This window comes from Neisseria subflava, from assembly GCF_024205705.1.
Classification (GTDB): Bacteria; Pseudomonadota; Gammaproteobacteria; order Burkholderiales; family Neisseriaceae; genus Neisseria; species Neisseria subflava_D.
Genome location: NZ_CP073115.1, coordinates 1,712,249 through 1,734,649 on the forward strand (window position 1 = coordinate 1,712,249; position 22,401 = coordinate 1,734,649).

General features: G+C 49.7%; 17 protein-coding genes and 3 pseudogenes. 6 read left to right on the forward strand and 14 right to left on the reverse strand.

From position 1 onward, the window contains the following. Positions 1–13: 13 nt before the first annotated feature. From pgi to zwf, 5 genes are all read right to left on the reverse strand, one after another. Positions 14–1,657 (reverse strand): glucose-6-phosphate isomerase, encoded by a 1,644-nt coding sequence (gene pgi, locus KCG54_RS08265; protein ID WP_254323911.1) that lies wholly within the window; start codon positions 1,655–1,657, stop codon positions 14–16. Between the two features lie 143 nt (positions 1,658–1,800). After that, on the reverse strand, positions 1,801–2,649 hold the full coding sequence (gene hexR / locus KCG54_RS08270) for a DNA-binding transcriptional regulator HexR (RefSeq protein ID WP_004519348.1): 849 nt from the start codon (positions 2,647–2,649) through the stop codon (positions 1,801–1,803). 77 nt (positions 2,650–2,726) lie between these two features. Beyond that, positions 2,727–3,707 carry a glucokinase gene (locus tag KCG54_RS08275; RefSeq protein WP_039861966.1) on the reverse strand — a complete coding sequence of 327 codons (981 nt, stop codon included), beginning with the start codon at positions 3,705–3,707 and terminating at the stop codon, positions 2,727–2,729. Then, positions 3,688–4,383, reverse strand: a complete 696-nt coding sequence (gene pgl, locus KCG54_RS08280) for a 6-phosphogluconolactonase (protein ID WP_036491640.1) — start codon at positions 4,381–4,383, stop codon at positions 3,688–3,690. Before pgl ends, KCG54_RS08275 begins: the two co-directional genes overlap by 20 nt. A gap of 63 nt (positions 4,384–4,446) precedes the next feature. Beyond that, on the reverse strand, positions 4,447–5,892 hold the full coding sequence (gene zwf / locus KCG54_RS08285) for a glucose-6-phosphate dehydrogenase (protein ID WP_254323912.1): 1,446 nt from the start codon (positions 5,890–5,892) through the stop codon (positions 4,447–4,449). Positions 5,893–6,373: 481 nt separating this feature from the next. On the opposite strand from zwf, the gene edd reads away from it, so the two are divergent. Together edd and KCG54_RS08295 are read left to right on the forward strand one after the other, a co-directional pair. Next, positions 6,374–8,209, forward strand: a complete 1,836-nt coding sequence (gene edd / locus KCG54_RS08290; RefSeq protein WP_107810240.1) for a phosphogluconate dehydratase — start codon at positions 6,374–6,376, stop codon at positions 8,207–8,209. A 144-nt stretch (positions 8,210–8,353) separates the two neighbouring features. After that, positions 8,354–8,937: pseudogene (locus KCG54_RS08295) on the forward strand (bifunctional 4-hydroxy-2-oxoglutarate aldolase/2-dehydro-3-deoxy-phosphogluconate aldolase). Between the two features lie 62 nt (positions 8,938–8,999). On the opposite strand, the gene KCG54_RS08300 reads toward KCG54_RS08295, so the two are convergent. From KCG54_RS08300 to KCG54_RS08325, 6 genes and pseudogenes are all read right to left on the reverse strand, one after another. Then, the gene (locus KCG54_RS08300; RefSeq protein ID WP_254323913.1) at positions 9,000–10,604 is read right to left on the reverse strand and encodes an NAD(P)-binding protein; all 1,605 of its coding nucleotides are present in this window, start codon (positions 10,602–10,604) and stop codon (positions 9,000–9,002) included. 67 nt (positions 10,605–10,671) lie between these two features. Beyond that, positions 10,672–12,189: a DUF4178 domain-containing protein gene (locus KCG54_RS08305; protein WP_254323914.1), complete on the reverse strand. Its 1,518-nt coding sequence runs from the start codon at positions 12,187–12,189 to the stop codon at positions 10,672–10,674. Positions 12,190–12,449: 260 nt separating this feature from the next. Then, a complete protein-coding gene (gene speD, locus KCG54_RS08310; protein WP_254323915.1) occupies positions 12,450–12,833 on the reverse strand; it encodes an adenosylmethionine decarboxylase in 384 nt (127 codons plus the stop codon). Next, the gene (locus tag KCG54_RS08315; RefSeq protein WP_168164757.1) at positions 12,830–12,976 is read right to left on the reverse strand and encodes a hypothetical protein; all 147 of its coding nucleotides are present in this window, start codon (positions 12,974–12,976) and stop codon (positions 12,830–12,832) included. The genes speD and KCG54_RS08315 overlap by 4 nt, the downstream gene beginning before the upstream one ends. Positions 12,977–12,980: 4 nt before the next feature. Next, positions 12,981–14,498 (reverse strand): annotated as a pseudogene (locus KCG54_RS08320) (DUF4178 domain-containing protein); the annotation flags it as partial. Positions 14,499–14,700: 202 nt separating this feature from the next. Then, on the reverse strand, positions 14,701–15,714 hold the full coding sequence (locus tag KCG54_RS08325; protein ID WP_254323917.1) for an SPFH domain-containing protein: 1,014 nt from the start codon (positions 15,712–15,714) through the stop codon (positions 14,701–14,703). 407 nt (positions 15,715–16,121) lie between these two features. Between KCG54_RS08325 and KCG54_RS08330 the strand changes: the two genes are divergently transcribed. Next, entirely contained in the window at positions 16,122–16,964 is an 843-nt protein-coding gene (locus KCG54_RS08330; RefSeq protein ID WP_254323918.1) for an outer membrane beta-barrel protein, read from the forward strand. Between the two features lie 198 nt (positions 16,965–17,162). Here KCG54_RS08330 and KCG54_RS08335 read toward each other — a convergent pair whose 3' ends face one another. Further along, positions 17,163–17,561 carry a DUF350 domain-containing protein gene (locus KCG54_RS08335; RefSeq protein WP_192832374.1) on the reverse strand — a complete coding sequence of 133 codons (399 nt, stop codon included), beginning with the start codon at positions 17,559–17,561 and terminating at the stop codon, positions 17,163–17,165. Positions 17,562–17,767: 206 nt separating this feature from the next. On the opposite strand from KCG54_RS08335, the gene KCG54_RS08340 reads away from it, so the two are divergent. After that, positions 17,768–18,520 carry a CPBP family glutamic-type intramembrane protease gene (locus tag KCG54_RS08340; RefSeq protein WP_107858270.1) on the forward strand — a complete coding sequence of 251 codons (753 nt, stop codon included), beginning with the start codon at positions 17,768–17,770 and terminating at the stop codon, positions 18,518–18,520. A gap of 72 nt (positions 18,521–18,592) precedes the next feature. Here the strand turns inward: KCG54_RS08340 and KCG54_RS08345 are convergent, their stop codons facing one another. Further along, positions 18,593–18,940, reverse strand: a complete 348-nt coding sequence (locus KCG54_RS08345) for a hypothetical protein (protein WP_254323919.1) — start codon at positions 18,938–18,940, stop codon at positions 18,593–18,595. A gap of 174 nt (positions 18,941–19,114) precedes the next feature. On the opposite strand from KCG54_RS08345, the gene KCG54_RS08350 reads away from it, so the two are divergent. Both KCG54_RS08350 and KCG54_RS08355 read left to right on the forward strand, forming a co-directional pair. Next, complete coding sequence (locus tag KCG54_RS08350; protein ID WP_070826590.1) at positions 19,115–20,005, forward strand: DMT family transporter; 891 nt, start codon at positions 19,115–19,117, stop codon at positions 20,003–20,005. A gap of 18 nt (positions 20,006–20,023) precedes the next feature. Beyond that, a complete protein-coding gene (locus KCG54_RS08355; protein ID WP_003745709.1) occupies positions 20,024–20,380 on the forward strand; it encodes an STAS/SEC14 domain-containing protein in 357 nt (118 codons plus the stop codon). Between the two features lie 156 nt (positions 20,381–20,536). Here the strand turns inward: KCG54_RS08355 and argS are convergent. Further along, positions 20,537–22,254: pseudogene (argS, locus tag KCG54_RS08360) on the reverse strand (arginine--tRNA ligase). Positions 22,255–22,401 lie beyond the last annotated feature (147 nt).

The following is a 22,401-nucleotide window of genomic DNA, read 5'->3' on the forward strand; positions in this document are numbered from 1 at the left end:
TTAAATAAATGCTTTATTTGTTGGCGTTCAAATAAAGATTAATCAGGCGTGTAGTGGAGCTGTCGTGTTTTTGCACTTCGGTCTCGCCGGTCAATTCGGCAAGAATGGTTTTAGCCAGTTGTTTGCCGAGTTCTACGCCCCATTGGTCAAAGCTGTTGATGCCCCAAATAATGCCTTGAACGAAGGTTTTGTGTTCGTACATGGCAATCAGGCTACCCATATTGCGCGGGTTGATTTTGTCCATGAGAATGAGGTTGGTCGGACGGTTGCCGGAGAAGGTTTTGTGCGGAACCAGCTCTTCGATACGCTCTGCTTCCATGCCTTGGGCTTGAAGCTCGGCGCGGACTTCGTCAGGCGTTTTGCCACGCATAAAGGCTTCGGCTTGGGCAAAGACGTTAGCCAACAGGATTTCGTGATGGCCTTGCAAATTGCTGCGTTTTTCAAGAGAGGCGATGAGGTCAATCGGTGTGATGTGCGTACCTTGGTGCAGCAGTTGGAAGAATGCGTGCTGGCCGTTGATACCGGTTTCGCCCCAAATAATCGGGGAAGTTTCGTAACCGACCGGTTTGCCGTCAAGGGTAACTTGTTTGCCGTTGCTCTCCATATCGAGCTGCTGGATGAATTTGGGCAGGCGGTGGAGATGTTGGTCGTAAGGCGCGATAACGTGGCTGCCACCGCCGTAGTAGTTGATGTACCAGATGCCGATAAGGGCGAGGATGACGGGCATGTTGCGCTCTAGCGGCGTATTGATGAAGTGTTGGTCCATCAGGTGCGCGCCGTTGAGCATTTCGATGAAGTTTTCTTCGCCGAGGTACAGCATAATCGGCAGGCCGATGGCTGACCAGAGGCTGTATCGTCCGCCGACCCAGTCCCAAAATTCAAACATATTGGCGGTATTGATACCGAATTCGGCAACGGCTTTTTGGTTGGTCGATACGGCAACGAAGTGTTTGGCCACGGCGCTTTCATCGCCTGCATGATCCAAGAACCATTTACGCGCGGTCAGGGCGTTGGTCAGGGTTTCTTGGGTGGTAAAGGTTTTGGAGGCGATGATGAAGAGGGTGGTCTCGGGGTGGACTTTGGACAATACGTCGCGCAGTTGGGAGCCGTCCACATTGGAGACGAAGTGCATGTTCAAACGCGGATGGCCGAAAGACTTGAGCGCAGTACACATCATCAGAGGGCCGAGGTCGGAGCCGCCGATACCGATGTTGACGACGTCGGTAATGACTTGATTGGTATAGCCCAACCAGCTGCCGCTGCGGACTTCATGCGCGAACTCGCCCATGCGTTGCAGGACATGGTTGACTTTAGGCATTACATCTTCGCCATCCACGACGATAGGGGCGTTGGTGCGGTTGCGCAGGGCGACGTGGAGAACGGCGCGGTTTTCCGTCGTATTGATTTTTTCGCCGTGGAACATTTGCTGCATCCGCTCCGGTACGCCTGCTTCACGCGCCAACTCGAACAAAAGCGACATGGTTTCGTCGTTGATACGGTTTTTAGAATAATCCAAAGTCAGGCCGCCAACCTGCAGCCAGTAGCGCTCGGCACGTTCGGGATCTTGCTCGAACATTTCGCGCATGTGTTGTTCTTTGGTTTCGTCAAAATGTATCCATAATTTTGACCAAGCTGGTAAATCGTGAAGGTGTTTCATCGGATGCTCTCCTGGATAGTGGACAGTTTTGTTGAGAAAACGGCCGTGAGGTCGTCTGAAACGGGAACGGGGTGGTTTCCGTTTTTTGAGGTTTCAGACGGCCTTGATGTGGGTTGGGGCCGTCTGAAGATATCAGTGAAGAATCAATCTTTATCGTATTCGATATGTTTGTTATGTATGCTTTTTTTACTTTTTTGCAGTTGCGTGCTGGCAGTGTCACCCAAACGCAAGGCCAAGCCGATGGCAAGAATGTCGATAACGGCCAGCTGCAGAAGGCGGGACACCATAGGCGTATAAAGCTCGGCATTTTCCTGAGTGGCAATGCTCAATACGCAGTCGGCCATTTGAGCCAACGGCGAATCATTGCGAGTCAGCGCGATAACGGCTGCGCCGTTTTCTTTGGCGATACTGGCCGCGTCCAGCAATTCGATAGACGAGCCGGTATTGGAAATCGCCACCAACACATCCTGCTCGGTCAATACGGAAGCTGCCATCAGCTGGGTATGCGTATCGACATAGGCAACGGTGGACATACCGAAGCGGAAGAATTTGTGTTGCGCATCTTGGGCAACGATGCCGGAGTTGCCGACACCATAAAACTCAACGCGTCGCGCGTGCATCAGAATGGCAATCGCGTTTTCCAGCTCGGATTCTTTCAGGAAACGGCGCTCGCCCAAGAGGGAGGCTGCGGCATTGCCCAATACTTTTTCGACCACGCTGCCCATGTTGTCATCGGCGTTTAATTCCTCATGAACGTAAGGCATGCCTTCGTGGCCGATGCTGGCAGACAAAGCGAGTTTGAACTCAGGCAAGCCTTTGTAACCCAAGCTGCGGCAGAAACGGATTACAGTCGGCTGACTGACGGATGCACGCTCGGCGATTTCCGCCACAGCAGCATGAACGAACCATTTCGGCTCGGCCAGCGCAGATTCGGCAACTTTGCGTTCTGCGCCGGAGAGGTTGGACAATGATTCGCTGATTTTGCTTAACATATACTCTACCCTTTGATTCTTTGACGTTCAGGACAAGGTACTTTTTTGTACCCTGCCCTGCACCGCCGTTTGTGTGTCTAAACGTTATTTAAATGATTGTCTAATGCGACCGCCGCGCCGACGATGCCCGGAAATTCGCTCAATACGACATACACGGGAATAGCGGCAAGATAAGCCTCAAAGCGGCCTTTGTTTTCAAAGCGGCTGCGGAATGGAGACGTTTTAAAGTAATCCAACACGCGCGGGATAATCCCGCCGCACAAATACACGCCGCCGCGCGCACCCAATGACAAAGCCAAATTGGAAGCAACCGTACCCAGCATGGCGCAGAAAATATCCAAAGTCTGACGGCAAATCGGCGATGTTCCGCTCAATGTCTTATCGGTGATTTCAGAAGGCTTCAGACGGCATTGTTTGATGTTGTCGCGTTTGGCCAATGCTTCGTAAATCAGGCTCAAACCTGCGCCGCTCAAGAAACGCTCGGCAGAAACATGGCCGTATTTGTTTTTAGCGTATTGCCAAATCAATACTTCCATATCGTCAAACGGCGGGAAGCTGGTATGGCCGCCCTCGCCTGCCAACGCCACCCAGCCGGCAGCGCTGTGCACCAAACCGCTGACACCCAAACCGGTACCCGGACCGATAACGGCTTTAGGCGCAAATTCGATGGGTTTTTGACCGCCGATTTGTATCAAGTCTTTCTTATCGGTTTTTGTTACTGCCAAAGCCTGGGCGGTAAAGTCGTTCAACAGAATCAACGTTTCAAAACCCAAAGCCTGGCGAGTGGTTTCGATGGAGAATGCCCAGTGGTGGTTGGTCATCTGCACCCAGTCGCCCAAAATCGGATTGGCAATCGCAAAGGCGGCGTGCAAGACTTTCGGACTGCCTGCGCGTTCCAAATAAGTTTTAGCGGCATCGACAATGGTGTCGTAATCCTGGCAAGGTAAGACTTCAGCCTTTTCAATGACCTGTGGTGCAGTTTCAAGTGCAAAACGGGCATTCGTACCGCCGATATCGGCAACCAAACGAGGATAAGCTTCAGTGTGCATAGTAGACATGGCAGTTAATTCCTTGGTGATTGAGAATCAGACTGGTCGGATATTCGGTATCGGCCCTTGCAGCAGCTTTGTCGAATACCGCTTTTTTCTCTGCGCCTTGAATAGCCAAAAATACATTCGGCGTTTTGGCAATCGCACCCAAAGTCATGCTCACACGCTCATGCGGCGCGGTAACCGGCGTAGTATGAATCAATGTTGGATCATTAGCTTCATTGATTGCGGCCTGTAATTGAGGCGCTTGAGGGAACAACGACGCCGTATGTCCGTCTGAACCCATGCCCAACACCAGCACGTCAGGTTGCTTGTAATGTTTCAATGCGTAAGCAACGACAACTTCAGGTTGTAATTCAGTTTCAGACTTTCCGTCTTCAACAACAGGAATCCATGTGGCAACGGCCGCGTTATTTTTGAGCAGATATTCGCGTACCAAGCCTGTATTGCTGTCGGCATGCGTGGTCGGGACGATACGCTCGTCCACCAAAGTAATGCCGACATTTTGCCAATTTAAATCTTTTTGCGACAAAGCCTCGAAAAACGCAATCGGCGAACGACCGCCGGAAACGGCCAAAACCGCATGGCCTTTCTCATTCAACGCGGCTTGCAATGCGGCGGCAACAGCATCGGCGAGAGCTTGCGCGGCAGTTGCAGCGTTTTCTTGTTCGTGCCAAACAAACATGTTTCGTCCTTTCATGGTTTCAGACGGCCTTTTGTTGGAAAACAAGGCCGTCTGAAAGAAATATTATTGCTCTTCGTGCCACTTGTTGCCGTCACGGGCCAACAGCGCGCGCGCAGCTTCAGGACCCCAAGAATGGGCTTCGTAAGCATGTGGAGGCGTTGTATTGTTCGCCCAGTTTTCCAAAATCGGCATCACATATTCCCAAGCGGCTTCGAGTTCATCACGACGGTTGAACAAAGCGAGTTTGCCGTTAATCACATCCAGCAGCAGGCGCTCATAAGCCTCGGCGCGACGGCCCTCTACGGCTGTGCCCAAGTCCACGCCAATCGGTGTCACTTCGACTTTGTTGCCTGCACCCGGGGTTTTCACTTGCGTGTAAAGGCGGACGGATTCAGTCGGTTGTAGTTCAATAACCAAACGATTCGGCGCAGGTTGGCTGTTGTCGAAAATATGGTTTTGCAGCGGACAGAAGTTCAACACGATTTCCGCCACTTTTCCTGCCATGCGTTTGCCGGTACGCAGGTAGAAAGGTACGCCTTTCCAACGCTCGTTTTCAATTTCGGCTTTGATGGCGACATAGGTTTCAGTGAAACTGTCTTTCGGTACATCGACTTCTTCCAAATAGCCGTTCATACCGTTTGCTGCAACATATTGACCGCGAATAACATTTTCGTTGACGGATTCGATGGTCAGCGGTTTCAGCGATTTGATGACTTTCACTTTTTCATCACGCACGGCATCGGCATCCAAGCTCGCCGGTGCTTCCATCGCAGTCATACAAAGCATTTGCATCAAGTGGTTTTGCACCATATCGCGCAACGCACCGGTAATGTCGTAAAACTCGCCGCGTTCTTCCACACCCAACTGCTCGGCGATGGTCAGCTGTACACTTTCAATATATTTGTTGTTCCACAAAAGCTCGAACATCACATTGGCAAAACGCAAGGCCAGCAGGTTTTGCAGGCTTTCTTTACCCAAGTAATGGTCGATGCGGTAGACTTGTTCTTCTTTGAAATAACGGGCCACATCTGTATTGATTTGTTGGGAAGAAGCCAAGTCCGTACCCAACGGTTTTTCCAAAACTACGCGCACGTTATCGGCATTCAAACCGATTTCAGCAAGGTTTTCACAGGCTTGCGCAAAGAATTTCGGCGCAGTTGAGAGGTAGATCACGACACTCTCAGTATTCTTGCGCGCTTTTACCAACTCGCCCAAAGCAATGAAGTCGTCTTTCTTTGTCACATCGACTTTCAAATACTCAAGACGTTGAATAAACGATGCCCACGCTTCTTCTGAGAAGTTTTGTTTGACATGGATTTTAGAATTCGTTTCCACTTTGGCCAAAAAGCCGGCGGTATCCAATTCGCTGCGGCTTACACCCAAAATACGACCTTCGGGATGAAGCAAACCGGCTACATGCGCCTGATACAGGCAAGGCAAAAGTTTACGCATTGCCAAATCGCCGGTCGCGCCAAACAACACCAAATCAAAATTTGTCTGTGTACTCATCGTTTCATCTCTCGTTGAGGAAGCTTGCTTCAAAACTTTTGGACTGTCATCATCTATAAAAATCGATTAAAATCAAAAGCCTTTAAGCAATAAGCAGTAAAAAACCAATCGCCTGCACCAAAATTTCAAACAAGCGGGCTAATGAGTAGTAATACTACACATGGCTACAGATTTTGTCCATTCTCATTTTTACAAATTGTTTGATTTAACATAAAAGTTTGATGACTTTTGCAGCCTGCCATTTTACGAATTGACCATACCTCGATTTAAATCAAATTTCTTCCACTTAGTGAATTATTTTGTAACAAAATTACAGATTTTGTACTATAATACGCAGACGCTTCGAAGAGAAATCTTCAAATATTCAGACGGCCCATATTATTCATTCCCACAGCTCAAGGCCGTCTGAAACATACCCAATACAAAAATCAGAAACGCGCAAACAAAATCCCTATCATATCGTTTTGCCAGGAGACAGCCCATGAACCCCACTCCTATTCACCCTAAACTCGCCGAGATTACCGAGCGCATCATCGAGCGCAGCCGCCCGACGCGTGAAAAATATCTGGCGAAAATCCGTAGTGCCAAACAGATGGGACGCTTAGAGCGCAACCAACTCGGCTGCAGCAATTTGGCGCACGGCTATGCCGCCATGCCTAAAAGCATCAAAATTGAAATGCTTCAGGAAACCGTTCCCAACTTAGGCATCATCACTGCCTACAACGACATGGTTTCCGCACACCAGCCGTTTAAAGACTTTCCAGACCAAATCAAAGACGAAGCACAAAAAAACGGCGCGACCGCACAAGTCGCCGGCGGTACACCCGCCATGTGCGACGGCATCACCCAAGGCTACGCCGGCATGGAATTGTCGCTGTTTTCCCGCGACGTGATTGCCATGAGTACCGCTGTCGGTCTGTCGCATCAAATGTTTGACGGCAGCCTGTTTATGGGCGTGTGCGACAAAATCGTACCGGGTTTGATGATTGGCGCTTTGTCTTTTGGCCATATTCCGGGCATCTTCGTTCCGGCAGGCCCGATGTCCAGCGGCATCGGCAATAAAGAAAAAGCCCGTACCCGACAGCTTTTCGCCGAAGGCAAAGTCGGCCGCGACGCCTTGCTTGAAAGCGAAATGGGTTCTTACCACAGCCCGGGCACTTGCACTTTCTACGGCACCGCCAATTCCAACCAAATGATGATGGAAATGATGGGCGTGCACCTGCCTGCCGCCGCCTTTGTCCACCCATATACCGACCTGCGCGAAGCCCTGACCCGCTACGCTGCCGGACACCTCGCACGCGGCATTAAAAACGGCACCATCAAACCATTGGGCGAAATGTTGACCGAAAAATCCTTTATCAACGCCCTGATCGGCCTGATGGCAACCGGCGGCTCGACCAACCACACCATGCACCTCGTCGCCATGGCGCGTGCCGCAGGCGTGATTTTGAACTGGGACGACTTCGACGAAATTTCTTCCATCATCCCATTGCTGATCCGTGTGTATCCAAACGGCAAAGCCGACGTGAACCACTTTACCGCTGCCGGCGGCCTGCCTTTCGTTATCCGCGAATTGCTGGACGCAGGCCTGTTGCATGACGATGTCGATACCGTCGTCGGACACGGTATGCGCCACTACACTAAAGAACCTTTCCTCATCGACGGCAAACTCGAATGGCGTGAAGCCCCTGAAACCAGCGGCAACGACGATATCCTGCGCAAAGCCGACAACCCATTCTCCCCAGACGGCGGTCTGCGCCTGATGAAAGGCAACATCGGTCGCGGCGTGATTAAAGTATCTGCCGTGCGCGAAGGCTGCCGCATCATTGAAGCGCCCGCCATCGTATTCAACGACCAACGCGAAGTGTTGGCTGCGTTTGAACGCGGCGAGTTGGAACGCGATTTTGTCTGCGTTGTCCGCTACCAAGGCCCGCGCGCCAACGGTATGCCCGAATTACACAAACTGACCCCGCCTTTGGGCATTCTGCAAGACCGCGGCTTCAAAGTGGCGCTGCTGACCGACGGCCGTATGTCCGGCGCGTCTGGCAAAGTTCCGGCTTCCATCCACATGACGCCTGAAGCCTTGATGGGCGGCAATATCGCCAAAATCCGTACCGGCGACCTGATCCGCTTCGACTCCGTTACCGGCGAACTCAACGTCCTGATCAACGAAGCCGAATGGAACGCCCGCGAAGTCGAGCGCATCGATTTAAGCGCGAACCAACAAGGCTGCGGCCGCGAACTCTTCGCCAACTTCCGCAGCATGACCAGCAGCGCAGAAACCGGTGCCATGAGCTTCGGCGGCGAATTTGCCTAAACCCTTTTCAGACGGCCTCTTAAAACAAACAGGCTGTCTGAAACCATGTTAACGACCCTATTACGATACAGTCCCCAACGGAGACCTAAAATGTCTAAACTGACCCCTCGTGAAATTCTGACTGCCGGCGCAGTTGTGCCTGTAATGGCGATTGACGACTTGAGTACTGCTGTCGATTTATCCCATGCCCTTGTCGAAGGCGGCATTCCCACCCTCGAAATCACCCTGCGTACCCCTGTCGGCCTCAACGCCATCCGCCTGATTGCCAAAGAAGTGCCCAACGCCATCGTCGGCGCGGGTACAGTAACCAATCCAGAACAGCTCAAAGCCGTCGAAGATGCAGGCGCAGTTTTCGCCATCAGCCCTGGTTTGCACGAATCCCTCGCCAAAGCCAGCCACAACAGCGGCATCCCCCTGATTCCCGGCGTTGCCACTCCGGGTGAAGTCCAACTGGCTTTGGAACACGGCATCGACACCCTCAAACTCTTCCCTGCCGAAGTCGTTGGCGGCAAAGCCATGCTCAAAGCCCTGTACGGCCCTTACGCCGATGTTCGCTTCTGTCCGACCGGGGCATCAGCCTGGCATCCGCACCCGAATACTTAGCACTGCCTAATGTCTTGTGCGTCGGCGGCTCATGGCTGACTCCGAAAGAAGCCATCAAAAACAAAGACTGGGATACCATCACCCGTCTGGCTCGCGAAGCTGCCGCTTTAAAACCAAAAGCCTAATCAGGTTATAGGTTAAAAAAAAGGCCGTCTGAATATGATTTCAGACGGCCTTTTTATATCAATTAAGCCAACACTTTCCGTGCCGCTTCCACACCCCAATACAAAGCCTCTTCAAATACCGAATAGTTGCTTAAATCACTGTGTGCGAACAACAATCCGGCATTTCGGTTTCTGATTTTTAATAAAGCCTCATCGCTTAAATACCCGGGTTTCGGCACGCTCATGCCATGCCCGCGAACGGTAATGTCAACATGGGAAACGTGCCGCCAAAAGCCTTCGCCGTAAGCGGTAAGCAGATCTTGGGCGGCAAGCTGGAGCAGCTCTTCATCGCTTGCGTCAAGCAGCTGGCGGCGGACGGCTTGTGGCGTATCGTGGTTGAGCGCGGCGTAGGTGGTAAAAATCGTACGTTCAGGACGGGCAACCCGAATAAGCTGATTGGTCGCAACAACATAGCCCAGCCCTTGGCTACCGTAAACCACATTGTCCCACGCAAGTTCGCTGTTGTTTTTTTCTTTCGGGAAACTGTGCAGTTCAAAATTGGAAACCAGCCATGGCGCGTATTCGGGAATGTCCAGACCAAATTGTTCGGGAGATTCAATAATGCGGGCGGCAACCATCAGCGGCATGGCGGAGATAACGTGTTGCGCGGTGACGGCAACGGTTTCCCCTTTTGCATTATCACGCAGCCACACTTCAATCCGGCCGTCTGAAAGCGGTTTGATTTTGACGGCTGAAGCATTAACCGAAGCAGGTTTCTCCAAACGGATACTATTTTCAGACGGCCATTGCCAACCTTCCTGCAAACCGGCATGACGGCGCAGGTTTTCAGAAAGATGTGCCAAACCTTCGGGCCAAGTGAGGACGGTTTCCGCGCTGTTGCGGGCGGCAAAATAATGCAGTCCGACAAAGGCGGATACTTGCGCTATGCCCTGTCCGTAATCGTCGCGGCAACAATAATCGAGATACCATAAAAGCTCGGTCGAGTGGTAATCTTCTTGCTCAAGCCATTGTTTGAACGTCAGATTATCGAGTTTGCGCCATGTCTCATCTGCCGATGACAGCGCGATCGGAATGGCAAAAATTTTCTTACCGTCATTGCCGTAAGCCTGTTTCAGACGGCCTATCAAATCAAAAAACCGTTTGGAATCCGCATCTTCTTTCGGCAATAAATGTTCCACCCATTTATCCTGATATAAGAGGCGCGATTCGGGCGCATAGACCAAATCGGTTTCCCTAAAGCTGCCGTCCGGCTGCAAAATACCGAAATCCGCCAACATCTCGCGCACATACACGCTTTCTTTCGACGGCAAAGCCAAATAATGCGCACCACTCGGCGCTTTCAGGCCGTCTGAAGACGTATAGGCGGCATTGTTGCCATTACGTTCAAACCCTTCTGCCAACAATACATCGCGGTGATTATGCTTCGCAAAATACCACAATGCTCCCAAACCCGCCGCACCGCCGCCGAGTATCAGCGTATTGCATTCATAACGACGGGTCGGCGCTTGCAACAATTTTCGATCGCGCAACAAATGCCCCAACGGCAAGCCGACACGGTTAATAGAAACCGGCGGTTTGCGGTTGAGGTACTTATAAGTCTGCCAAGAGAAAGCAGAGGCGGCACCAAGCACGGCGGTATAGCTGAGAAATTGACGGCGGGTTAGCATGTTTTATAAAAAGGTCGTCTGAAAAAATAAAAGTAAAACGGTACAACGAGGTTAAGCAGATCTCACGTTATTTATGCCCTGCCGAATAACCATGATAGGATCTGCCGGAATGCGATGAATCACTGTCTTCCGCTTGGACATAGTTGAATAAGACGGTAAGAAAAATGATGAAAGCAAAGAAAATAATCATCCCTACCCGTTCTTCTTCGTAATCACGATCGTTTTTATATCTGTCAGAAATCCATATCCATACCAACGCACATAGACTGACCACTATGCCGACAGGACTACGTAGATGCGGCGACAGCCAGGCCGGAAGGTTGACGATGATAAGAATCAGCATAGCAATGATACGGGCTACATTATCTCTACTCCCAACATTTCTATTGTCGCCCTTCAGCCAGTAAGAGAGCATCTCCTTAGTATCAAAAGACAGACCGAATGCCTTTCTCATTTGACGGTAAGACACAGGACTGCTTTTACTCCAGACAATTTCATCCTTGCTCTGCTCGGAACACAGAATGACATTCCGGCCATAACTTTTCTTGCCGCTATATTCCTTGTAATGAAGCAAATCGCCTTGTTTGACTTTCCAATAAAAAGCACCAGCCGCTGCCTCGACCTGCCCACGGTAATGATCAATCAACATTTCACCGGCAGGATTGCCACTTGAATCAAAGTCCGGCCATGTTTGTAAGGTTTCTGACAGCCGCCAGCGTTTTCCAGACTCAATCAGCCAGGCAAACCCTTGTTGAGTGTTATAAAGCAGATATTCCGTCCAGTATTCGGACTGATTTTGGTTATAGGACGATATCTCGGCAAATCTTACAGCCCCGATAATCAGATATTCTGTATCGTTCAGACGGCCTTTCGTACCAATGGAAAGTGTAAACAGGTTTTCTTGTTCTTTTCTTTGGACATTTGCCTCCATCAACGCAACAGTATCTTTTGTCGTGCTCAAACTGCTGCCGCAAGACTGACACAAAAGGAAAGAAGTAACACCCCTTGGCCAATGAACAGGAGAGCCGCAATGCAGGCAGTTTTCAGAAAGAATCTCTCCTTTCAGACGGCCTGCACTTTCACGGATTTCATCATCACTGCGCTTATTTTCCAGCTTCAAACTGTCCAAACTGACTATGCGTCCGAAGTAGGAGTCCATTGGAAAAGTCGAATAATCCAAGGTCAAAAACAAATTGCCGCGTCGCCAGTCGCAAACCTCGCCTGTCGCTTGATTCCCAGATAAATTGAACGGCAATTCGCCTTGCGCATCGGTATTACGGTAATGTATGGTGCGGACGTCTGACGCAATAAAGGTTTGGCCATTAAAGACCAACGAACTGGAGCCGGCTTTCACCGACTTAAATTTTTTCGGCCCCCGTCTCCTCTTCTGGGAAAGCAAACAAGTCATCGCATATAAATCGCCAACCTCGGAAAGCCAGCCGGTCTGCCCGTCATCAAACAAGACATACCATTCATTCCATGCGCCGACATCGTAATGCACCTGCAATCGCCCAATCAGCGTAAATTTCCGATCATCAAAAACGCCTCGCGTTCCAATCTGCAACGGACTGAAATCTTCCAGCAACGTTGAATCATGCCCTGAATTGGCAACAAAATATCCGCTCCTCCCTTACCGCTTCTAGCAACCAGCATACTGTGACAATGGCCACACACCAGCGTCACGGCAGTAGCGGAATACGCCTCCACAGGCGCACCACAGCTTGGGCAATCGGTTTTAAAAAAAGGCGTTTTTTCCATATAACGTCAATATTTCAGTTTAATCAGCACAAGGTTTAAGGCCGTCTGAAAACGGATTGAATATGCTTTCAGACGGCCTAACAGATTTTATTGCTCAACCAATGGTTGTATATCGTCCAGTATACCTTCGCCACGTTGCACAACCGTCCAAACAGCCCTTTCTGCCACCAACTCCCTGCACAAGATTTCCTTCACTTTTTCCAATTTCATACCGCCACAGATAAATGCGTCTATAGCGGCGAAGCGGAGTTCAGGCCAAGTATGGATACTGATATGGGACTCGGCGAGCAGTAAAACGCCGGTTACGCCGCCAGCTCCGCCGAAGATGTGGAAGTGTTCGGTTAATATGGTGGCTTCTGCAGCCTGTGCGGCAGCTACCAAAGCGGTTTTCAGACGGCCTTCATCTTTTAAGATGGCTTCATCGCAGCCATATAAGTCCAATAAGCCATGATTACCGGGCATGTGGGTCATTTATGGCCTCCGGAATAACCTCTGCCGCCGTAATAGCCGCCGGAGTGCATACGCGAGCCGTCGGAGTCAGAAGAGCCGTAGCTGATGATCATGGAGATGACGATGATGATGGTGCTGAAAATGATGTAAGTGATTCTCGACATGTTAATCCTCGTCCTCGTCTTTTTTGCCCATGGTCCACAACAACCAGCATCCTACAAAGATGACGGAAAGTGCGGCAGAGCTGTCGCCGGTCAGAAGCGTAGGGAGATTGACGACAACCAAGATGGCGGTCATTATGATTCTTAATGACTTATCAATACCGTCTGCCGCCATGTTTGCAGTGTAATGCGGAGCGCGGCTGGTCAAATTAAATGCATCTGCAATTTCCCGATAAGCAATGGGGGTACTTCTGCTCCATGCCATTTCGTGACTGTTTAGTTCGGAACCAAGCTTACGGCTTTGTCCGTCTCGGTAATCGCTGTAATAGTTCAAATCACCGCTTCGGACACGCCAATAGAAGGCGCCGGCAGCGACTTCTACCCTGCCTCCATAGTCATAAAGTTTGCCATAGCCTTGCGGTTGGCGGTTGCGGTCGAGGCGCGGCCATGTGTTTTGGGTTTGGGAAAGGCTCCAGCCGTCATCGGATTCGACCAGCCACAGGAACCCTTGCGTCGGGTTGTAAAGCAGATACTCCGACCATTGTCCTTCGGGCGTGAGCGTGCGGTCGGCGCCGTTGAACAGGTTGTCGAATGTTTCCTGTGCGTCGGTTTCGGCGTATCTGACCGCCCCCATAACGTAAAATTCGCGGTTTTTCAGACGACCTTTCGAACCGACGGGCAGGGTAAACAGGCTTTGCTGCGCCGTGCGCATGGCGTTGGCGGTAATGAGTTCGGCTTTGTCTTTGCCGATTGCCAATTCGCTGCCGCAGCTTGGGCAGTTGAGATGGGCGGTGAGGCCGTTGACCCAGTGGACGGACGAGCCGCAGTTGGGACAGTTTTCTGAGGAAATACTGCCTTTCAGACGGCCTGCGCTTTCTCTAATTTCATCTTCGTGGCGCGTGTTTTCCAGCTTCAAATCATCTAGGTTTACCATCCGTCCGAAGAAGGCTTCGGGTGTTTTTCCGCTGTAATCAAGCGTGATGAAAAGGTTTTCGCAACGCCAGTCGGAAACCCGATTTTCTGTATCCTCTTTCAAAACAAACGGCAATTCGCCCTGCGCGGCGGCGCGTTTCAAGCTGATTTTGCGGACATCGGAGGCAATATAGTGCTTATCTTGAAAAGTCAGCTCGCTAAATCCGGCTCGCGTGTCTTCAAATTTCGGCGGATTATCGATTTCGATCGGCATGGTCATCACATACAAATCACCCGCCTCAGAAAGCCAACCGGCCCTGCCGTCGTCAAACAGCGCATACCATTCATTCCACGCACCATCGTCGTATTGCACCTGAAGCCGTCCGACCAAGGTAAAGCGTTGCGCGACAAATGTGCCGCTGGTTCCGATTTGCAAAGGACTAAAATCTTCCAGCAATGCGGAATCGCGGCCGGAGTCGACAACGCCGTTATCTTGCCGCACCAGCATGCTGTTGCAATAGCCGCACACCAGCGTCACGGCAGAAGCAGAATGCGCTTCGACCGGTGCGCCGCAGCTTGGACAGTCGGTTTTGAAGAAAGGAGTTTGAGACATGAATTTGCTTTTCCAGAATGGGTTGGAGTGTTTCAGACGGCCTTAATGTTTATATCAACTGGTTTTATCAATGATTTCAGATTAGAAACAAACCAAATCGCCGAACGGACTCAATCAAATGATTCGAAAGGCCGTCTGAAACCTTTTCACAGAAGCAGCTACGCTTCTTTTGAATGATATTTTTCAGACGGCCTTCAATTGATTAACCAATCAGCTGCTTCAACACTTCAGCCTTGGCTTTATCAAAATCTTCTTGCGAAATCAAACCGCCATCCAGCAAAGACTTGAGTTTCACCAATTTCGCCTGCGGATCTTCGGCAGCCGGCTGAACATTTTGCTGAGCCTGTTGCGTATTCGGCTGCATCATGCCCGCCATGGCACCCGCCATCGCTTGACCAATACCGGCACCTACGCCCAAACCTGCACCAATTCCGGCAAGTCCGCCTTCATTTTGTGCCGCAAGCGGGATAGATTCGGCGGTTTGATATTGGGTGTAGCGTCCCAAATCGCCGATAACGCCCATCGAAATTTTCTTATCCAACGCAGCCTGAATAGACGCGGGCAAGGTAATACTTTCAACAGTGAAGTTTTCCAGCGCCAAACCCAGCTTGGCAAATTCCGCGCCAAGCAATTCGCCGATTTTTTGCGACAGCAAAACTTGGTTCGCCGCCATATCCAAGAACGGGATACCGGAGCTGCCAAATGCGGCCGCCAATTGGGTGACTGCAATATTGCGCAGTTGGTTTTCCAAGTCTACGCCGCTATATTGCGCCGCCACGCCGCTGACTTCTTTGAAAAATTTTGCCGGATCGCTGATGCGGTAAGAATACATACCGAACGAACGCAGTTGCACCGCGCCAAACTCGGCATCGCGCACGGTAACAGGTTGGGACGTACCCCATTTACGTGCGAGCTGTTGTTTGGTATTGAAAAAGTAAACATCCGATTTAAACGGAGACTCAAAAAGCTTGTCCCAGTTTTTCAAGTTGGTCAGCACTGGCAGCGTTTGCGTATTGAGCGTGTAACGCCCCGGCCCGAACACGTCGGCGGTCACGCCTTCATCGACAAACATCGCCATCTGCGCCTCACGCACAGTCAGGCTCGCACCGTTTTGGATCTCCTCATCGGCAATCGGAAAACGCCACATCAGCAGGCTGTCATCGGGATTCGGCCATTGAATGACGTCGATAAACTGTTTCTTGATAAAGTTGAACATCGCAGTTCCTTATTTGAAGAAGAAGGGATAACTTAATGGGCAGTCAGGTCAATTTGCCTGGTCGGTAATATCGCTTATTTTATATAAATAGAATGTCATACGATATTAACATTCAAAATGTCTTTATGCATGGGAATAGAGTGGGTTGCTCTATCTATTTTTAGTGTTAAACCCACTAGCCGACCCAGAAACATTAACATATTATTAAAATTCATGCAGACTCTGTTTTACACTATTTTTCTGCTTTTACCTGCGCTATATCATAAAAAAGACAAATACAGGTAGAAAATCATTAAACACCATACCAAGCGTTCACTACACCTGTTAATATTTACCAAATCCTAGAAATTCATCATGCTGTATTGTCAAATTATCACATTGGCTTTCATAAAGTAAAAGGAATTTATATGAAAAATTCTGCTCATTTCTGTTTTGCAGTGTTAGCACTCTCTGCTGCCGTAAGTACACAGGCTGCCCGCCCTGTTGAATTTACCGTTGGTAGCGAATATTACAACGAGACCTATCGCGAATACGAAAAAGATGGTAGTCGCTTAATGCAGCAAAAAGGCAACTTATGGTCTATTAATGCCGGCGTAAAATACCGTTTCAACGATCGCCATGCGGCAAAATTAGAAGGCCGTTATTCGCGCGGTAAAACAGATTACACGGGAAGCGTACAATATATAACTGAGGATTATATCGACGATTCAGCAAGTTATGGCTCAGCCACACTCAAAAATGCACCACGCCGCGCATACGATATCCGTGCCTTATACGAATATACACTCCCGATTAACGATCGCTTTAGCATTACTGCCGGAGCCGGCTTGGGACACCGTGTTCTGAGAGACTTAAGCAGCCGTATTGATCCTAATGATTATGACCGCAAAAACCGAACCATATATGCGCAAATCAATACCGGAGTAAATATCGCCCTTCCTGCAAACTTTGAGATATCTCCCCGCATTGCCTACAATCGTGCCGTGAAAGGCCGCCAATATTCTTACGAACCCGACCAGGCAGAAACCCGAATGAAACAAGGTGGCGGACAAGGTATTGAGGTTGAAGTACCTGTATCTAAAAAATTCGCTAACGGCTCCAAAATCAGCCTCACTCCATTCTATCGCGGCTGGAAAGTTAAAGAATCGAACCTTACCGTTACGGAAGAGTATGACTCATATGGATTGGGATCTATAGAACCTAAAAACCACACCCACGAAACGGGCATAAGATTGCAATACTCTTTCTAATTTGACGAATTTAAGTAGTTAAAACGTTTCAGACGGCCTTGTATATACAGGCCGTCTGAATTTTCTGATACTTTCAGAATTTCACTATAACGCCAATACCATCAGACATAAGACATTATCAGTCAAAAAATCTACCGATAATTTCTCCAGGTAGGAGTTAGGATCAACACATCTTTGCTATCCAACCGACCATCAAAATCAAGTCAAGCAAGCCGCATTCAAAATGCCGATCGAGATGGACACTGCACCAAACAGCGCGCCGACGGCGACATTATTGCCAATGAGTTCTTCGGTAGCGTCTTTAATCATCATTGTTGCAGCGAAATAGACAAAAATCTGAATCACTGCTGCGGCAAGGGCCCACAGGATAAAATCGATGAAGCTGACGCTGTGGGCAATACTTGACGCCAGTGTCAGACAAAAACCGACCAACGCGCCGCCAAATGATAAGGCGCAGGCAAGGTTGCCGTTTTTAATCAGGCGCAATTCTTCAACGGGTGTAATCCGCAGATATACGGCAGCAAAAACAACGGTCATGGCGATACCTGCCAACATGTATTGCAGGTAGAGCAGATATTGGGACAGAGAAATACTCACGATAAGATTCCTTGGTTTGCAATAAAGTGATTATGCCATATTTTTGAAGATAAACCCTTCGGAAAATATGGCATTTTTAGAAGCGCTTCAGGCCGTCTGAAACGGTCTGTTTTTTAATTCATGTTTTATTGTGATAATTGTTGACGATTTTTGTATGTTTATGTAACTATTGCGCACCGCTATTTATTAGAGCAAAGAGGAGAATTATGAGCATACTCGCCGTCATCCGCCCTAAAGAGCCTTTGCGCCATCTGCGCTGGTTTGACATGCTGATTGTGACCGCTATCCTGTTCGGTCAATTTGCCTACCGTTCTACCCAACTTTATATTGCCAGCCTGATGCCGAAAGTAGAAACAGCCGCTGTTGCCGAAGAAGTGCGCGATACTGCGGTAACCGGCGTGGCTTATTCTGAAAACATGAGCCTGCAGTTGACTCTGCTTGCTATTGCTCTGATCTACCTCATTATCCGCCGTTTCGACTTTAAGCAGTTGCCAATTCGCTTTAATTTAGGCGTATTGTTTTGGACGCCTGTGATTTTTATCCTGATGGGTCTAACCGCCGATGCGGTAACTTCGTTAAGCGGCGGCTACAATTACTTCACCACTGAAATCTTCCAATACATCAAACCATTATCCATCTTCGATAAATTCGCCGCCCTTGCGCCGATGGCCATCCTCTACGGCCTTTTAAACGGCTTTTATGAGGAATTCTGTTTCCTCGGTCTTTTAACCTGCGTGGAAGACAAATACAAATGGCAGGCATTGGCCTATTCGACCTTGGTGCGCATCTCCTTCCATACTTATCAAGGTATGCTTTGGGCGACCGTTATCGGTGTTGTTTTCGGCTTGATGTACTACTTCTTCTACAAATACAAAGTTAAAAACCTGCTGCCGTTTTTCCTGATTCACGCCTTGGCAGATATATTCGGCTCCGGCTTCATCTATTTGATTTGCGCTTAATGCCAACGGTTGACTGAATAAACAAGGCCGTCTGAAACATCATCTTCAGACGGCCTTTTATCCTCTATCGGTTTACTTAATCAAAGTAATTGCTACATCGGCATCTTCGGTTGCAACTGCCTCAATCACTGCATCGCCGCCAAACCGCAAAACCGAGCCTGCGCCGACAGTATGTTTTTCAGTCTGATTCAACGTCACGTCAAAGCTTCCTTTTCCAATGGCAAAAATCAGCGTTTTAAAACCCGGATGATCGTGCGGCTTAATCTGCTCCCCTTTCTTCATGTCCTTCTTAACGACCATGTAATTTTCGCCGCTGAAAATCTTACCGTTTTCGGAAGAAACTTCTCCCAAAGGTGCGGCAGAAACGGCAACGGAAAACAAAGCGGACAGCAATACGGCAGAAATATTGGAAACTTTCATGACAAGCCTTTCTTGAAAATAGGGCTTCCATTCTATAAAAAACCACTTTATTATTCAATAATAATTCTTATTTCTAATAAAAAGGCCGTCTGAAACCCAACGATATTTTTCAGACGGCCTGATTGACCTGTATAATATTTTCTTATTAATAAAATCGCTTTACACACCCATCAAATGGAAACCGTCAGAAAAGATCCGCTCGGCTCGGCATGGATGGTTATTGCCGCGCTCGGCTTTACCGTCATGAACCTCTCCATCAAAGCCGCCTCAACGCAATTCGGCTTTTCCAGCGGCGAGCTGGTCTTTTGGCGCATGCTGGTCTCCACCCTGTTCTTAGGCATCATGGCCAAAGCGCAAGGCAACACGTTTTCCACGCCGCATTGGAAAACCCATCTCAACCGTAGCGTCATCGGCACGCTTGCCATGATGTGCACGTTTTATTCCGTCATGCACCTGCCGCTAGCAACAGGTGTCACGCTCAACTACACGTCCTCCATCTGGCTTGCCATTTTTTCATTTTTCATTTTAAAAGAAAGAATTACGCTTTATACTCAAGCCATCTTGGTCATGGGCTTTATCGGCGTTATCCTGTTGCTCAACCCATCTTTTCAAGGCGGACAGGAATTTGCCGCGCTGGTCAGTTTGGCAGGCGGCGCCATGTCAGGCTGGGCGTATTTGCAGGTGCGCGAACTCTCGCTTTTGGGCGAACCGGGCTGGCGCGTGGTGTTTTATTTGTCGCTTACCGGCCTGATTATGGGCGCAGTCTGGAGCACCATCACAGGCTGGCATCCGCTGACCGTGTCTTCCCTGCCCTATCTGGCCGGCATCGGCATCTCCGCCATGATTGCACAATTGGCCATGACCCGCGCCTACAAGGTCGGTAAGAAATTTACCGTTGCCTCGCTTTCCTACCTGACCGTCGTTTTCTCCGCCCTGTCCGGCGTACTGCTTTTCGGCGATAAAATCACTTGGCAGGAAGCCGCCGGCATGGTTATCATTGTTGCAGGCGGCGTGTTCAGCAGCTTTACTCCGGCCTCAATCAAAAAATTTCTGATGAAGCAATAATTTAACAAGGAGAACACCATGATTTCCATCCGCGAACAATCTTACGGCTTAAACGTAGCGCTGTACAACGAGTTCACTTTGGACGATTTCCGCCAATTGGAAGAAGCCTTGTTGGCCGCGAAACAAAAAATCCATCTGCCCGACATCCTGTTGGACTTGTCCATGCTGAAAGACTTCACCATCGATATGGCGGTTGAGCAAATCAAATTTCTCAACCAACACGAAACCGACTTTGGCCGCGTTGCCGTCATTACCGACGACATCTGGATCAAACTCGGCGCGCGCCTTTCCAGCCTCTTGACCAACCAACATCCCAAATATTTCAGCGATGCTACCGAAGCGCAGGCTTGGTTGTTGGCAAGCAATTTGAAATAAAGACAAGGCCGTCTGAACACATTACCTAAGCAAATTCAAAACCGCTTAGGCTCAAAATCAACGGTATCACAATATTTTTCAAAGCATAAAAAAGGCCGTCTGAAACCTTGCAACCTGCAAAGTTTCAGACGTCCTTTCATCATTTTATTCAAAAACTTACATCACATCCAATACATCAATGCCCAACAATTCCAAGCCTTGTTTCAGCGTGTCGCCGGTCAGCTTCGCCAGTTGCAGGCGGCTGTTACGAGTTGCACCTTCTGATTTCAGGATTGGGCAGGCTTCGTAGAAGCGGCTGAACAAAGTGGCGATTTGATAGAGGTAGGCGGCGAGGTAGTGCGGATATGCCGTGTCCGCCACGCTTTGCAGCACGTCTTCGAATTTCAGAAGCTCGGCGGCCAGTTGTTTTTCCAAAGGTTCGGTCAAAATGGTTGGCGCGGTTGCGTCCCATTCGCCTGCTTTGCGGAACACGCTTTGCACGCGGGTATAGGCGTATTGCAGATAGGGGCGGTATTGCCTTCAAACGAAAGCATGGCGTCCCAGTCGAACACATAATCGCTGGTGCGGTTTTTGCTCAAGTCGGCATATTTGACCGCGCCGATGCCGACGGTTTTACCGATTTTTCCTGCTTCGTCTGTGCCCAATTCAGGATTTTTCTCTTTTACCAAAGCAGTGGCGCGCTCGACAGCTTCGGTCAGCAGGTCAACCAGTTTCACGGTGTCGCCGCTGCGCGTTTTGAACGGTTTGCCATCTTTGCCCATCATGGTGCCGAAGCCGATAAACTCGGCTTTTACATTTTCCGGCAGATAGCCTGCTTTGCGGGAAGTGGTGAAAAGTTGCTCAAAGTGCAGGGCTTGGCGGTGGTCGACGACGTACAGCAGGCGGTCAGCATGAAGCGTGCCAACACGGTAGCGCAAACACGCCAAGTCGGTGGAAGCATAAAGGAAGCCGCCGCCTTGTTTTTGCACGATAAATGCGGCGGGTTCGCCTTCTTTGTTTTTAAATTCGTCCAAGAACACGACTTTCGCGCCGTCGTCTTCGACTGCCAGACCTTTTTGAACCAAATCATCGACCACGGGCTGCAAATCGTCGTTATATTTCGATTCACCCGCCACGTCTTCGGGGCGCAGTTTCAAGCCCAATGTGTCGTAAACGGCTTGGGCGTGCGAGAGCGAAATATCGACAAACTGTTTCCACAACGCCAAAACGGTTTCATCGCCGCCTTGCAGCTTCACAACGTATTCGCGCGCGGTGTCGGCAAAGGTGGGGGCTTCGTCAAAGCGCACTTTAGCGGCGCGGTAAAACTGCTCCAAGTCCGCCAGCTCAAACGCGGCATTGTCTTTTTGCTGCTCAACCAGATAAGCGACTAACATGCCGAACTGCGTACCCCAGTCGCCGACGTGGTTTTGGCGGATAACGGTGTTGCCCATAAATTCCAACACGCGCGAAATGCTGTCGCCGATGATGCTGGAACGCAGGTGGCCGACGTGCATTTCTTTGGCCAAATTAGGCGAAGAATAGTCGATAACGACGGTTTTCGGCTTATCGGTTTTTGCTACACCGAAACGTGCGTCGTTCAAGGCCGTCTGAATGTTTTGGGCGAGGAACTCAGGACGCAGGCGCAGGTTGATAAAGCCCGGGCCGGCTACTTCCGCGCTTTCAATCACGGTATTGTCAGCCAATGCTTCGGCCACTTTTTGCGCCAACTCGCGCGGATTTTGTTTGGCTTTTTTCGCCGCACCCATTACGCCGTTGATTTGGAAATCGCCGAAGTCGGGATTTTTCGCCGCCTGCAATACGACGGGGCTGTCGGACAAACCGGCAGCGGCAAAGGCTGCTTGGGCTTCACGTTCGACGGTTTGGTATAAATTCATGTTGTCGGTCTCTATCAATTCAAATCAGGCGGTATTTTAAAAGAATTTCAGGCTTTAAAACAGGGCAAGCTGCAATACTTTTCCAGCAGCTTGTTATATGATTGCATTCTGATTCAACGATTTTGCTGTAAAGGCTGTCTGAAAGGA

What these genes read in the sequence shown, in the direction of transcription:
- pgi (WP_254323911.1), bottom strand. Translation starts at nt 1,657, where the DNA reads ATGAAACACCTTCACGATTTACCAGCTTGGTCAAAATTATGGATACAT.
- hexR (WP_004519348.1), bottom strand. Translation starts at nt 2,649, where the DNA reads ATGTTAAGCAAAATCAGCGAATCATTGTCCAACCTCTCCGGCGCAGAA.
- KCG54_RS08275 (WP_039861966.1), bottom strand. Translation starts at nt 3,707, where the DNA reads ATGTCTACTATGCACACTGAAGCTTATCCTCGTTTGGTTGCCGATATC.
- pgl (WP_036491640.1), bottom strand. Translation starts at nt 4,383, where the DNA reads ATGTTTGTTTGGCACGAACAAGAAAACGCTGCAACTGCCGCGCAAGCT.
- zwf (WP_254323912.1), bottom strand. Translation starts at nt 5,892, where the DNA reads ATGAGTACACAGACAAATTTTGATTTGGTGTTGTTTGGCGCGACCGGC.
- edd (WP_107810240.1), top strand. Translation starts at nt 6,374, where the DNA reads ATGAACCCCACTCCTATTCACCCTAAACTCGCCGAGATTACCGAGCGC.
- KCG54_RS08300 (WP_254323913.1), bottom strand. Translation starts at nt 10,604, where the DNA reads ATGCTAACCCGCCGTCAATTTCTCAGCTATACCGCCGTGCTTGGTGCC.
- speD (WP_254323915.1), bottom strand. Translation starts at nt 12,833, where the DNA reads ATGACCCACATGCCCGGTAATCATGGCTTATTGGACTTATATGGCTGC.
- KCG54_RS08315 (WP_168164757.1), bottom strand. Translation starts at nt 12,976, where the DNA reads ATGTCGAGAATCACTTACATCATTTTCAGCACCATCATCATCGTCATC.
- KCG54_RS08325 (WP_254323917.1), bottom strand. Translation starts at nt 15,714, where the DNA reads ATGTTCAACTTTATCAAGAAACAGTTTATCGACGTCATTCAATGGCCG.
- KCG54_RS08330 (WP_254323918.1), top strand. Translation starts at nt 16,122, where the DNA reads ATGAAAAATTCTGCTCATTTCTGTTTTGCAGTGTTAGCACTCTCTGCT.
- KCG54_RS08340 (WP_107858270.1), top strand. Translation starts at nt 17,768, where the DNA reads ATGAGCATACTCGCCGTCATCCGCCCTAAAGAGCCTTTGCGCCATCTG.
- KCG54_RS08345 (WP_254323919.1), bottom strand. Translation starts at nt 18,940, where the DNA reads ATGAAAGTTTCCAATATTTCTGCCGTATTGCTGTCCGCTTTGTTTTCC.
- KCG54_RS08350 (WP_070826590.1), top strand. Translation starts at nt 19,115, where the DNA reads ATGGAAACCGTCAGAAAAGATCCGCTCGGCTCGGCATGGATGGTTATT.
- KCG54_RS08355 (WP_003745709.1), top strand. Translation starts at nt 20,024, where the DNA reads ATGATTTCCATCCGCGAACAATCTTACGGCTTAAACGTAGCGCTGTAC.